This is a genomic window from Psychrobacter sp. JCM 18900, assembly GCF_904846625.1.
Classification (GTDB): domain Bacteria; phylum Pseudomonadota; class Gammaproteobacteria; order Pseudomonadales; family Moraxellaceae; genus Psychrobacter.
Map to the genome: position 1 here is coordinate 40,482 of NZ_CAJHBL010000001.1, position 13,667 is coordinate 54,148.

General features: G+C 43.6%; 9 protein-coding genes. 3 read left to right on the forward strand and 6 right to left on the reverse strand.

Features of this window, described 5'->3' with window-relative positions; all coding sequences use genetic code 11:
• Positions 1-52: 52 nt before the first annotated feature.
• On the reverse strand, positions 53-1,510 hold the full coding sequence (locus JMX96_RS00190) for a phosphatase PAP2 family protein (RefSeq protein WP_201566508.1): 1,458 nt from the start codon (positions 1,508-1,510) through the stop codon (positions 53-55).
• Between the two features lie 330 nt (positions 1,511-1,840).
• Between JMX96_RS00190 and JMX96_RS00195 the strand changes: the two genes are divergently transcribed.
• Positions 1,841-2,857, forward strand: a complete 1,017-nt coding sequence (locus tag JMX96_RS00195; protein ID WP_201566509.1) for a bile acid:sodium symporter family protein — start codon at positions 1,841-1,843, stop codon at positions 2,855-2,857.
• 264 nt (positions 2,858-3,121) lie between these two features.
• Here the strand turns inward: JMX96_RS00195 and JMX96_RS00200 are convergent, their stop codons facing one another.
• From JMX96_RS00200 to JMX96_RS00215, 4 genes are read right to left on the reverse strand one after another with little or no spacing between them, the layout of a single operon-like run.
• On the reverse strand, positions 3,122-3,916 hold the full coding sequence (locus JMX96_RS00200) for an SDR family oxidoreductase (protein ID WP_261862851.1): 795 nt from the start codon (positions 3,914-3,916) through the stop codon (positions 3,122-3,124).
• 26 nt (positions 3,917-3,942) lie between these two features.
• Positions 3,943-4,905 carry an SDR family oxidoreductase gene (locus JMX96_RS00205; protein ID WP_227676833.1) on the reverse strand — a complete coding sequence of 321 codons (963 nt, stop codon included), beginning with the start codon at positions 4,903-4,905 and terminating at the stop codon, positions 3,943-3,945.
• The gene (locus tag JMX96_RS00210; protein WP_201566510.1) at positions 4,898-5,785 is read right to left on the reverse strand and encodes a bile acid:sodium symporter family protein; all 888 of its coding nucleotides are present in this window, start codon (positions 5,783-5,785) and stop codon (positions 4,898-4,900) included. Before JMX96_RS00210 ends, JMX96_RS00205 begins: the two co-directional genes overlap by 8 nt.
• Complete coding sequence (locus tag JMX96_RS00215) at positions 5,782-7,098, reverse strand: flavin-containing monooxygenase (protein WP_201566511.1); 1,317 nt, start codon at positions 7,096-7,098, stop codon at positions 5,782-5,784. The genes JMX96_RS00210 and JMX96_RS00215 overlap by 4 nt, the downstream gene beginning before the upstream one ends.
• Before the next feature lie 396 nt (positions 7,099-7,494).
• Here JMX96_RS00215 and JMX96_RS00220 point away from each other — a divergent pair, with 396 nt between their 5' ends.
• Entirely contained in the window at positions 7,495-9,804 is a 2,310-nt protein-coding gene (locus JMX96_RS00220; protein WP_201566513.1) for a TonB-dependent receptor, read from the forward strand.
• A gap of 83 nt (positions 9,805-9,887) precedes the next feature.
• The gene (locus JMX96_RS00225; protein ID WP_227676834.1) at positions 9,888-11,657 is read left to right on the forward strand and encodes a multidrug ABC transporter permease/ATP-binding protein; all 1,770 of its coding nucleotides are present in this window, start codon (positions 9,888-9,890) and stop codon (positions 11,655-11,657) included.
• A gap of 103 nt (positions 11,658-11,760) precedes the next feature.
• Here the strand turns inward: JMX96_RS00225 and JMX96_RS00230 are convergent, their stop codons facing one another.
• Positions 11,761-13,266 (reverse strand): PepSY-associated TM helix domain-containing protein, encoded by a 1,506-nt coding sequence (locus JMX96_RS00230; RefSeq protein WP_201566515.1) that lies wholly within the window; start codon positions 13,264-13,266, stop codon positions 11,761-11,763.
• Positions 13,267-13,667 lie beyond the last annotated feature (401 nt).

Here is a 13,667-nt window from a genome sequence, read left to right on the forward strand (position 1 = left end):
GAAAAACCAGCAGACGCAAATCGACTGACATCAATAGTTGTTAAGGCGCTGTTTAACAGGTGACAGACTTATAATTGGCCATAGTTTCTACTAACGACTTTGGCAGATAAGCACCTTTCAGGTGCGCTTGCGGATAATGCTGCTCAACCCACGATTGATAGTTATAGACAGTTAGCGTACCACAATATAATAAATATAAAACCTGCACGCCGATGCTACGTGACAAGCCCATTACGCAATGGAAATTGATAAGCGTGATGAGGCTATCCTTTACCTGATTATCTTCTACCTGACTATCCTCTACCCAACTCTCATTATTAGCGGTTATTGCTTGTATCTCTACCGATTGTGACAAAGCTTCAATTTGTTGAAATAGATTAATATAGTCTTGGAGCAATACGTCATTTAATGGCTGCAAATCCAACAAAGGTAAATATAAATAATGGACAGGCGTGTTCATGATGCCGTTAGCAGCTATTCTAAGATTATGAGCGTGGCTAGATATCTCAGCAGCCAAATCAACAACGATAATCTGATAATGAACTAAGGACGGTATTTTTTCTGGCACAATCGACCGTTCTAGTAAATCGTAGCCAAATAACCAATACGTTAAATGACTACTTAGATCCGTCTGCATCAATCGAGCTGAAGCAACAACTTTGACCTTGTCATTAATAGCATATGGCGTGAGTGAATACTTTTGACTTTTGGAGAAAACTTTAAAATACCACTGCCCTAAAAGTGACATGCCATTATAAATAATAATGATTGGCGCAAACTTAATCCAAGTATGTAAGGTCAGTCGGCCGTTACTGGATTTTTGGAACCAGCGTATATCCCGTATTGGCTTGTCCTGTTGATAGGCACAAGCCAACATCATAAAACTAATCAACCAATATGCAGCAATGATAATGGCTAAATCTTCTGCAATTTCAGACGCTATCATACTCATATTAGCAAAATAAAACCCTGCTATCGCTATCAATAAGAATCCTATCACCCCCAGTGTCAGATGCTTGATTACCAGTGCATTTCGGATTCGATTTGAGATCATAAGCACCGAAACTGCCAACACTACCCCGCCGAACATATCTAACAAATGATGTTGATACGTCAACACTGTCGATAGGGCAATCAATGTACATATGCCAGTCAGCAACAATCGATAAGCCGCTAAAATCCATCTCTTTTTAGACGCTACAACATCCCATAATGATGCGCCAAGCAACATGGCATAACTGACATGCAATGATGGGAGCTGATTGAATGGCTTGTCCACCAACTGCAAAAACTGATAGCCAAACTGCGTCCAATCGTCAGGAATCGAACGACTAAATGAGAAACGAGCAGGATAAAAATAGAAAATTAAACAGGCAAAAATGGTCGCTAAGATTAAGCGGTAGGTCAATAGAGATAATTGCGTGGACGTCCGCACTAAGAAAAAACTAGCCACAAATAAAATCAACGACCAGCTATAAGGAACAATCATAGCGGGAATGAAAGGAATCATGCTATCAAACGGTGTGGCGAGATTATAAATTTGCGATGGATAAAGTTTATACAGGGAGACATTATAAAAAGTCGTTAAGTTGTAGAGCAGATAAAATAACGATAACGCAAGACCTAGGTGTCTGAATCGATTTAAATTTGATGGAGTTTGCAACACCTAGTACCTCATTTGACTATTGAATAAATATTTCAAAAACTTTGGCAATATAATCATAGTTAAAGTTGTCATAATAGCAACTTATTGTTGGCTAAAAACTGCCTATACCCATTGGAAATACAGTGGTTTTGAACTTATACTTGACTATTTTTCGGACTTAGAAGGATTTGAGAAATGCAGTTTTTGAGGATGATAAGTCAGCAGTTGAGTCGATTTACGGCATTGGTTATTATTTTAGCGGCCGCAGTCACATTTATAGAGCCTGCGACTTTTTCTTGGGTGACAGGTGATACCCAAGTCATTGTTCTGGGTGTCATTATGCTCGCAATGGGTATGACACTAGGTAAAGAAGACTATAAAGTGTTGGCCCAGCGCCCGCTTGATATTTTTATCGGTTCAATTATCCAATATACCATTATGCCGATTTTAGCGATTAGCGTGGCTAGATTGTTTGATTTATCGCCTGGGTTGACACTGGGTCTAGTATTGGTTGGTACTTGTCCTGGAGGTGTGTCTTCAAACATTATGAGCTACCTTGCCAAAGGTGATGTGGCGTTTTCGGTAGGTATGACCACCGTATCGACCATCATTGCACCGTTAGTGACGCCACTTTGGCTCAATTATTTGGTTGGTCAGTCTGTAGAAATGGATGGCTGGGGTATGTTCCGCTTTATGCTATTAGTGACGTTGTTGCCAGTCGCTATTGGCTCTATGTTAAACATTCTATTTCAAAACAAACACTGGTTTAATGATGTACGTGCGGTGATGCCAGGTGTGGCTGTATTGGCTTTCGCCGCTATCGTCGGTGGCGTTGCCGCTGTATTTGGTGATCAGTTCTTGCAGTCAGGGCTAGTTGTTATCTTGGCCATTGCGGTACACAATATCGTCGGTTATATATTGGGTTACTACTCAGGTGCCTTATTTGGTATGAGCAAACCCAAAAAACGCACCATATCTATCGAGGTTGGTGTACAAAATGCAGGGTTGGCCACGGGCTTAAGCACTAAGTTTTTCCCTGGCAATGCAGAGTCCGCCATCGCTGCCGCCGTTGCTTGTATTTGGCACTCTGTTTCTGGCTCTATATTGGCCAATATCTTCGCTTGGTGGGATAAGCGTCAGGAAGCGAAAAATCCTACCGTCATCGAGACTGAAGAGACCTTAGAGCTTGGTAAGCCAATCAGAAATCATTAGTACTAATAAAGATAATACTGAGCTAGGTGACATTGAACTAGGTGATATTGAACTAGCTAATAAAGTTAAAACGCTATGAGTTAAAACACTATGCTAGATTATTATTTCTAGCATAGTGTTTTCTAATAAAGTACCTTCTAATACAGAGTCTTTTAACATAGTGTTTTTTAATATAGCGCTCTCTAGCATAGTATTTTTAGCATAGCACTATCGACAATTTGAATAAACCGCTAGCCTCTCTTCTAGGTTCTCACCTAACGTAGTCTACCGTAACTCATTTCCAAAACGTTTACGCACCTGACGCAAGTACAAAGCTGGCGCAATACGCCACAATAAACTGCCAAAGCGCGAGAGAGGGTCCGGCAATATCCAACGTTTGCGCCGCTGCAAACCTTGATCGATCTGTTCGGCCATCCATTCAGCACTACGTATATTACCGATCATTGAGCGTGGATGCTTTGCGATACTGCCATCACGGCCGAGCGCGTGGTTCTCGATAGGTGTATCAAGAAAGCTAGGATAGACCATAAGGATATGTATACCTTCAGATTCTAGTTCCAAGCGCAATACTTCAAAGAACTGTGTCAGCGCCCCTTTTGCCGCACAATACGCTGCCCGTCCAGGAACTGGCATCCAGCCAGCCATTGAGCCGATACAGATAATTTGACCTTTAGATTCTCGTAGCATCGGTAGCGCAGCCATGGTCAGCTCCACTGCTCCTTGCCAATCTACCGCCATAACTTTGCGGAACACCGCAGGATCAGTCTGATGCGCTGGTGATCGATGGGTAATCCCAGCATTGTTCACCAATAGATCAAGACGGCCAAATCGCTCGCTAACTTGCTCAATAAGCGCAGCAATATCATTAACTTGAGTGATATCAGTGACGACTGTCATGACTCTAGCAGAGTCCTCTAACTCACGAGCGCGGGCGATCAGCACTTGCTCATCTATATCAGCGAGTACTAAGTGATGTCCAGCAGCATACCAGTGCTGTGCCATTGCCCAACCAAGTCCTGATGCAGCACCAGTGATTAAAGTAACATTTATTGATGACATTGATGGCATTAATGATTTTCTCCCTATCAAGGTTTACGCAATCCATTGCATTCGATGAAGTACTCGAAGGTTTCGGCAGACGTTTTTGCCAAAGAGTAACCAAACTCTTCTTTGAGTCGCCTGTTACTCAGTACTGGGCGATAACGCAAAAAATTAACCTGTTCTGGTCCCGTTGGTTTGCCACCCCATTTTGCCACTTGTAGGCCAGCTTTAACCAAACCCACTGGCAGGGTCAGGAGCGGTTTATTAAGTCGGTTTGCGATATCCCTCATCGTCAGTGCACCATCGCCTGCCATGTTATAGATGCCAGATTTGTCCTCACGAATACCTATTTCCATCGCGCCGATCACGTCTTGATCCCAAATAAACACAAAGGGCGACTCACTGCCTTTGAGCGCAAGCACACGTGGTGCCATAAACAGACTGGTAATTTGATTGCGCGTATCAGCGCCTAGTACGGTGCCAGGTCGAAAGATCAGCTGCTGTAATTGTGGATGCTGCTCGCGAAAATCTGCAAGCATTTCCTCGACCTGCCTTTTGTGATCCGAGTAAGCAAACTCAGGGTTACCACGTAGGGCATCTTGCTCATCAATCCATTCAGGATTGTCAGCATGATAGCCGTAGGCAGCACCCGAGCTGGTGAGCGTTATATGTGCGACACCTACTTTGATGCAGCAATCAAGTACGTTGCGCGTGCCATTGACATCGATATCATAGTCACGAGCACGATCTTTTGACGCTTGTAAGATAGAAGCGAGATGCACGACATGGGTGATGCCCTCTTCTTTTAGTAGCGTTGCCAAACCCTCATCGCGCACATCTAATACGTGAATTGGAAAGTCTAAGTCATCGCGCTTGCGAATATCTGTGCCGACGACATGGTAAAGATCAGCCAGACGATTGCCCAGTTGATGGCCGATGTAACCTGCGGCACCAGTGATTAATATCCGTTTATTCACTATGCGTTTATTCATTACGCTTTTATTCATAGGGTATCCGTGCCCAAATTTGTGAAAGTGTCAGTCCTGACACCAAATGCCATACGCCCCAGAATGCCGTGATCAGCATCATGCCGCCTGCCTCTGGAAAAAAAGTAAATAAAATAACCAGCCCTAGCCCTGAGTTTTGTATTCCTACTTCTAAAGTCACCGCGCGACGATCAGCGACTGGCAACTTGAGCATCAGCCCCATGCCATAACCTAAAGAAAGCGCCAATAAGTTATGACCAACGACCAACCAAAAAAAGCTATGAAAACGCTCTAAAAATAGCGCGAAATTGCTAGAAAAAGCGATTGCCACAAAAGCCATCAGCACGAGTAGGGAGAAAATACGTAATGGCTTTTGGATACGTACGACCAGATCAGTTAAGCGTCGCCCTGTTACCATCCCTAGCACTAAAGGTAACGCTAACACTAATAGAACCAGTATCAGAATACTACTAGGCTCAATCGTTATCTTTGTCAGATACTCACGCGTGTGTGGGTTAAGCCAACCGTAAAAGGCAAAATTGACTGGTGTTAATATAGCCGCAGCGAGACTTGATACCGCTGTCATACTGACTGACACCGCGACATTACCGCGTGCTAGCCAAGTCATAATGTTAGAAAAACTACCACCTGGGCAAGACGCGACCAAAATCATTCCTAGCGCCAGCTCGGGATCGATATTCAACGCCCACGTAAATAGACACGTGGCTAGGGGTAACAGAAAGAACTGAGCGAACAGACCTGCTATCGGCGCAATAGGAGACAAAACGATACGCTTAAAATCTTCAAGACGTAAACTCAATGACACGCCGAACATCATCAGCGCCAAGATGAGATTGAGTAGAATCAAACTCCGTGGCTCAAACGCCACTGCCGCTATCATACCTCTGATGCCAATACAGGCTGTTCTGTTTCGAGCTCAGCGATATGCTTGGACAGCGTCTCTAAGTATTCATCTTTATTCACATAATATGCCATACGTGCAAGCTTAATATAATCATAGCCCCCATCGAGCGTTTTGCCTGCTCGCTTACGTTTCACTTTATTAAACTGTTTAACGGCTGCTGTATTTTGCTGACGCTGCTGAATATATAGTGCGACAAGCCTCGCTTGTTGATTTCGACCCTCCCAGCCCAACCCTGCGGCCTCAACCATACCCATCATAAATAAATTATTATGCTCAGGATGAAAGACATTCATATAAAGCTGCGGCGCGTCATGATTGGCAGGCCAATTAAGCTGCGCGCGCTCAATAAATGGATAGTCTAGTAAATACCCAGTCGCCATAAGAATCAAATCATAATCATGACTTTCACCATCACTAAAGCTCACTGTATGACCATCGATGCGGCGAATATCACGGCGTGCTTTAATATCGCCATGACCCAAATGATGTAATACCAATGAATTGACCACAGGGTGTGATTCGTACATCCGATAGTTTGGGTTTGGTAGCCCATAATCAGAAGGTTTACCGATGACCATACGAATCATCACCGCATCCATGCGCTGTTTAACTGGACGCGGTAATTTTAGTTTTCCGCCTAGTGTGTCAATCGGCTGACCCTTGATAAATTTGGGCAGAAAGTAGTAGCCGCGGCGCAGACTGATATCGACCAATTTGGCATGATGCACCGCATCAACGGCGATATCAGCGCCCGAATTGCCACAGCCAACGATCAACACACGTTTATCTTTAAACACTGACGGGCTACGATATTCAGAGGAATGCATCAACGTGCCTGCAAACGTACCCGGCAAACTTGGGATATTGGGGGTGTGCAAAGTACCATTTGCCATGAGCACACCATCAAACAGTCGCGACTGCTTTTGACCATTACACTCACTGACTAAGCGCCAACCGTCGCCTTCAGGCACCATGCTGACCACGCGCGTGGAGAATTCATAATGTGATTTTAGATTAAACGTATCCGAAAAATTACGGAAGTACTGACGGAGCTGGGTATGATGAGGATACGCCGCAACTGAGTCGCTCATAGGAAACTCTTTGAACTCCGTCATACGCTTAGACGAAATCAAGTGGGCACTTTCATACATGGTGCTGTGCGGATTGTCGATATCCCATAGCCCTCCTACATCTGTATGTAGCTCAAAGCCGATAAAAGGAATATTGAGTTTTTGCAAGTTTCGGGCTGCAGCGAGCCCCATTGGACCTGCTCCAATTACTGCGTACATAAGCGCCACCTTAAAAATCCATTTTAATTATATAAATCAGTCAATTCCGTTTGACTGCACTTCTGGTGGGCGATACCAGCGTACTCCATGCCCCTGATAAAATAATAGCATACATTGATACATGAACTGGCTCAAATGAATAAATTGTCCATACAGACTACTTATAATAGGCAAACCAATCATCTGCTTTATACTTCTTTTTTGCTCGCTCTATACAGCCTAATCTTCTCCCAAATATAAAAGCACTTCCCTATTCATAGATGATGCTATTAGCACCTTATCGAGCGACAGCCGTACTTTACCAAACCTAGTATATTTAAAATTGACTCAGTAATTCATTGTAATAGAAATGATTATCATTATAATAACGATTTAAATTACATGCTGGAAATATTCATGCAACTGTCTCGCTTATCTGCTGCTTTGTTTCGTCTTAACTCTCTGAATGTGTCTGGCTCTTCTCTACGATTAGCATCCATACCTTCACGCCTAGTATCGACGAAATCGCTACCTTTAAAATCACTATGTTCAGTCATCATACTAACTACAAGTCACTCGGCATGGGCGCTAGTAGATGATGCAGATGCTCAAACCACCCCTAATGTGGTACTGGACACTATCGTCGTGACCAGTAGTGCTGATGCGTCAGCAGATGGGCTACCTAGCGCATATGAAGGTGGACAAATGGCGACAGGCAGCCGCGTTGGACTCTTGGGCAACCAAGACATCATGGACACGCCGTTCTCTACCACCTCATACACCAATGAATATATCGCCAATCAGCAAGCGCAAAGTGTGGGCGATCTACTCAAAAAAGATCCTACTATTCGTGTGGCAAGAGGTTTTGGTAACTTTCAAGAAGCGTATTTTATGCGTGGCTTTATCACCACATCAGATGACACCATGTACAATGGTCTATACAGCATCTTACCTAGACAATATATCGCAACTGAATTGTTTGAACGGGTGGAAGTCCAGCGCGGTGCCTCAGCGATGTTAAATGGCGCAGCACCCAGTGGTGGTAACGCAGGTGGTACAATCAATTTGCTACCGAAACGTGCTGGTAATGAGCCACTACGTGAAATGACGCTTGGTTATGGTCAAGGTGACCAAGGTAAGGTCGCGGTAGATGTCAGTGATCGCTTTGGTAGCGATGATGCTATTGGCGTTCGTTTTAATGCGGCTTATCAAGATGGTGACAGCGCTATCGATGATGAGTCATCGACCTTGGGTTTGGCTGCCCTTGGTTTGGACTATAGAGGGGATCAGTATCGCCTATCAGCAGATTTAGGCTGGCAAGACAATAAGCTGTCAGATACTCGTCCTAGTGTCAATCTTGGTGGGGTGTCTAGTGTACCAAATGCTCCAGACGGCTCAAAAAATTGGGCGCAGCCTTGGAGTTATTCAAACGAGGAGGATGTCTTTGGTACGATTCGAGGAGAATATGACTTTAATGACAATATTACCGCTTATGGTGCTTATGGTGTGCGAAATGGCGAGGAAGAAAACTCACTAGCCACGTTAACTGTCAACAACATTGATGGTGCGGGTACAGTTTATCGCTTTGACAATACTCGAGAAGATAAAGTACAAAGCGCCGAGCTCGGTCTGCGTGGTAAATGGCAAACAGGTAAGATTGATCACAATTGGGTACTAGCCGCTGATCTTTATGATCAAGAAGAAAAAGGCGCCTACGCTTTTGACTTTGGTAACCAACTCGCGACCAATTTGTACCACCCTACCGACTACGCTGAGGTCCCTTTTACAAGCACAGCAATCTTCGGTGGTAATTTAAATGACCCAAAATTAACCAACGAAAAGCAGTTTCAAAGCTTTGCGCTAGCAGACACCATATCACTGTTCGACGATAAGCTAAAAACCACTTTAGGCGTGCGTCATCAGAACTTAAAAACCACCAGCTATGATGCTAATACACAAGCAGAAACTGGTAGTTATGATGAAAGCGCATGGACACCAAGTGTCGGTATCGTTTATCAGCCAACGATGGACTGGTCTGTGTATGGTAATTATATCGAAAGTCTAGCATCAGGAAAAAGAGCGCCTCTAACTAACGATAATGGCACTGTCACTAATGGTGGTCAAAATCTAGATCCGTATGTGAGTGAGCAAACTGAACTGGGTGTGAAATACGACAATGGTATGATTGGCAGTAGTCTCGCTGTCTTCCGAACTGATGAACCGCGTGCTTATATCAACAATTCAAATACGTTTACTGCTGCTGGAGAAAATCGCCATCAAGGTGTGGAATTGACTGTCTTTGGTAGCCCAAGTGAAAACATGCGCCTCAATGCTGGTGTTACTTACTTAAGTGCTAAGCAAAAAGACACTGGTGATAGTGCATTAGATGGCAATCGAGTGATTGGTGTGCCTACCTTACAGAGCAATGTCAACCTAGAGTATGATTTAGCCGCCGTTGAAGGACTGACATTAACGGGTGATGTTATCCACACAGGCTCTCGTTATTCGGATAATGCCAATACCTTAAAAGTTGATGGTTATACTACCTTAGACCTTGGTGCACGCTATCGCACTATGCTGGCAGGACAAAACGTTACTCTAAAAGGTATGGTGACCAACGTCACAGGTGAAGATTATTGGCAGTCAGTGGGCGGTTATGCAGATTCAGGCTATCTAAATGCAGGTGAACCAACGGCCTTAAAAGTATCGGCAACGTTCGATTTTTAAGCTTTATTAGGTTTTATAAAAGGGATTAGGCGCGGCCTACTCCCTTTTCTGCTATCAAAAATTTATTTTATTACTGAGTTACTATGTCTTCTCGTACCACAGCGTCTTCTCGTACGACCGCTTCTTTATATCATATGATTTGGGTGAATTATCGTCTGCCTTTTCTTAAAGTCATTTTGCTAAATTTGGTCAATGCCGCTGTCAGCGTCGGTATCATTGCCTATATCAATCACACCTTTATTAGTCAGCCAGTATTTGACACTTTATCTTGGCTTAGCTTAGGGCAGTTTTCCCTGCTGGTACTATTACTGCTAGTGACAACATTTTTGTCGCAATATGCATTGACGCGATTGGGACATCGATTTGTCTATGAGCTTAGAACCAAACTGGTCAAACAAATCATCGATACTACCGTTCCTCAGATAGACCATTTGGGTAGTGCACGCTTACTTGCCAGCTTATCTTCAGATATTCAATCGATTACCGTTGCTTTTGTCCGTATGCCAGAGCTGGTACAAGGCATTATTTTATCTGTTGGCGTTGGGCTATATCTAGGTTGGTTGTCATTGCCATTGTTGTTCATTGTGATGTTTTGGATTGTGATGACGATTTGGATAAGTACTATATTGGTCAAGCATGTCTATACGCATTTGACCGAATTGAGAGAGATTAATGACGCGTTATATCAGGATTATCAATCGATAATTGAAGGTCGTAAAGAGTTGGCACTTAACCAACACCGAGCAGAAAAACTGTATACAGATGATTTTTTGGCTCATGCTAAATCGTACGAGAAGACCGTGACCAAGTCTGATACTTTTCATCTATCAGCGGTGAACTGGTCCAATATTATGATGTTCGCATCGATTGGTATCGTGTTTGCAGTGGCCAATTATCTAGATATACCAATGGGAGTTGCTACTACTTTTTCTTTGACGATTTTGTTTATGCAGTCGCCGCTCCTACATGCGGTGGGTGCGTACCCAACATTGCAGACTGCTCAAGTTGCACTAGAAAAGATACAGTCTTTAGAATTGGCCGAGCATCAGGCAAGCTTTGCGACAGATACTGTTGCACAGGACTGGCAGTCCATAACTCTGAATAATATCAATTATCGCTATGTAGGCAGTAGTAATAGTAGTCATGCACCAGACACAGCGGTTAATGATAATGCTCAAAATAGCGATAACAGTGATAACAATCAGAACCCTGCCAATAATATTTTAAAGTCCGTCAATTTAACCTTGCAACGAGGTGACGTGGTTTTCTTAATCGGTGCGAATGGTAGCGGTAAATCAACTCTTGCCAAAATCATTACTGGTATCTTTACTCCTACTACAGGAACGGTACAAGTCGATGGACAAAGCGTTAATTCAGAGAACAATGCCGATTTTAGACAGCTGTTTTCTGCGATTTTTAGTGACCAGCATCTATTTAAACAGCTGATTGGAACTCAAGGCAATGAGCCTGATGCGGCCCTAGTATCTGACTGGCTGCATAAGCTCAATCTACAAGAGAAAGTAAGTGTGTCTGATCATAAACTCTCTACAGATAAGTTGTCGCAAGGTCAGAGAAAACGCTTGGCCATGCTAATCGCTGTCGCTGAACAAAAGGACATATTGCTACTTGATGAGTGGGCAGCCGACCAAGACCCTGCTTTTCGTCGCGTGTTCTATCAGACGCTCATCCCTGAGCTAAAAGCCATGGGTAAGACATTGTTTATTATTAGTCATGATGACGGTTATTTTGAGCATGCTGATCGATTATTACTGATGAAAGAAGGCCGTCTCATTGAGCTAAATGCCGAAGAGCGACAGCGCGCCAGCAAAGATGCCATTGCTATGCTCAAGTAAATACCAGTAACATTTAATCTAAGCAATTTTTAAGCAAAAAAGGAGCGCCTTACTACAAGGCGCTCTTTTACTATATTAAGAACAACGATATCTTACCGTTCGCTTATTTTAACCATTTCTGTAAAAACCCAACTCGAGAAATCACAAAGAAGTCTAATAGTGCGATAGCTATAATCGCGATAATAGCAGTCGGAAATATGATAGCCACAACTAATAAAGGAATGGCAAGCGGCCACCAGACGGAAATATTTAAGCCGCGAGCTGGTGGGTTTAATCCCGCGCTATCACTCGCATGACGAGGGCGGCGCTGCCACCACATGATATAGCCACTGACACAAATAGCGATTACTGCTAGGCAAAATAGCACATTAGCCAGTACGCTCCACCATCCGAGCGTGCCCATATGCAGCGCGATACCAGCCGCCATAAACTTACCAAACGCATTATAGTCATCAAAATGAATATCAGCCAAAACGTTACCCGAATAACGGTCGATATGTACCGTACGATCTGCTGTCGGACTTTTCATATCATAACTCATTGAATCTTGACTAATGGTCCAGACGCCTGTACTACCTTGTGGTAGGTTCAATTGATAACGCCCTTCAAAACCGATTTCACGAGCGTAGCGATCCACCGTATCAATCATAATCGGTATATTGGCGGCGATACCATCTTTGCCCATTGTCGTGCCTGACACAGGCATCGGCGTCAGCTCAAGCACCCAAGGAACTTCTTTTGTGTCACCCGAGTTTAGAACACTACCATGCGTGGGTGTTTCAGTATGCGCTTCAGACGCTGCTGCACCATGTACATGCGGCGCTGGTGTAGACTCTTGCATAGCAGCATGTTGACTGTGGTCAATTGATACGGGAACAGGTGCAACGCCCCACTTACCCGCAGGAAACTGGCTCCATGCTTGCACCACTCGCTCACCCCATACACCTGCCCATGCCATACCTGATATACAGAAAAACAGTAGCAATACAGATATCCAACTACCCAGTGTCGCATGAATCGTACGGATAAAAGAGCGTTTCTTCTTATTGGTTACCCTCTCGTTAGGTATCAACATAGCTTTGACTGATTTACGTTTTTGCCACCACAGATACCAACCAGACAGAATCATTAAAATGGTTAATGATGCCGCCGTTTCTAACAAATAATCACCGACTTTACCAATCAGCAAATCACTGTGGATATCGTTAAACGTACTATAAAGACCGCTACTAGTAGGCACACTTTGGACGATATCAGCCGTATAAGGATTGACTGCCACCATATTGCTTTGGTCGTCTGATTTTATCTGAAATAAAGCCACCGTATCGGTATCACGAGGAGCGATATATTTAACCAGTATGCTATCAGGCAAGGTGCTCAGCGCGTTCTTTGCTTGAGTAGAAACAGGTGATTGAACTGTAGACTCTGGCACGATAACCGTTAAGCGGTCGTTATCACGTCCTGCTGTGTTAGACATAAACAGCATACCGAGCGCCGTTATCGCCAAAACAACTAAAAAGGGAGCAACAAAAATACCTGCATAGAAATGCCAACGCCACACCGTGAAATAGCGCTGGTTATTGGTGGATTGGTTGGAGGGTGTGTCCATAAATGTGACCTTAAACAATCTTCGGTTGCTCAATGAACAACGTAAACCTATCGGTAATAGTGATACATCTGCTTGCAAGACCACTCTTAAAAGGTCTCGCAAAGAACTAGGATGACGCCGTATGATGACTGCAATACAGCGATGTAAAAAATCTACTGTAAATAATTGTATTCAGAATGCTGCTGCATAATACGAGAAAAATCTGAGAAAAACCATCGTTTAAAATACATCGTTCAAAACAGTAAGTCTGCGTGACTCTATTCGCAATACTCTGGCTTTAGCCCCTTATTAACAGTGCAAATACTTCTCAAAACTGTCTCGTTGTAATTTTTTAATGATAATAATTATCATTAGTGTTATTATTAGCGTCGTTGTAAATTTGCTTTAACTGTTATACATAA

Coding starts and splice junctions, on each gene's coding strand:
- JMX96_RS00190 (WP_201566508.1), bottom strand. CDS start 1,510: ATGATTCCTTTCATTCCCGCTATGATTGTTCCTTATAGCTGGTCGTTG.
- JMX96_RS00195 (WP_201566509.1), top strand. CDS start 1,841: ATGCAGTTTTTGAGGATGATAAGTCAGCAGTTGAGTCGATTTACGGCA.
- JMX96_RS00200 (WP_261862851.1), bottom strand. CDS start 3,916: ATGTCATCAATAAATGTTACTTTAATCACTGGTGCTGCATCAGGACTT.
- JMX96_RS00205 (WP_227676833.1), bottom strand. CDS start 4,905: ATGAATAAAAGCGTAATGAATAAACGCATAGTGAATAAACGGATATTA.
- JMX96_RS00210 (WP_201566510.1), bottom strand. CDS start 5,785: ATGATAGCGGCAGTGGCGTTTGAGCCACGGAGTTTGATTCTACTCAAT.
- JMX96_RS00215 (WP_201566511.1), bottom strand. CDS start 7,098: ATGTACGCAGTAATTGGAGCAGGTCCAATGGGGCTCGCTGCAGCCCGA.
- JMX96_RS00220 (WP_201566513.1), top strand. CDS start 7,495: ATGCAACTGTCTCGCTTATCTGCTGCTTTGTTTCGTCTTAACTCTCTG.
- JMX96_RS00225 (WP_227676834.1), top strand. CDS start 9,888: ATGTCTTCTCGTACCACAGCGTCTTCTCGTACGACCGCTTCTTTATAT.
- JMX96_RS00230 (WP_201566515.1), bottom strand. CDS start 13,266: ATGGACACACCCTCCAACCAATCCACCAATAACCAGCGCTATTTCACG.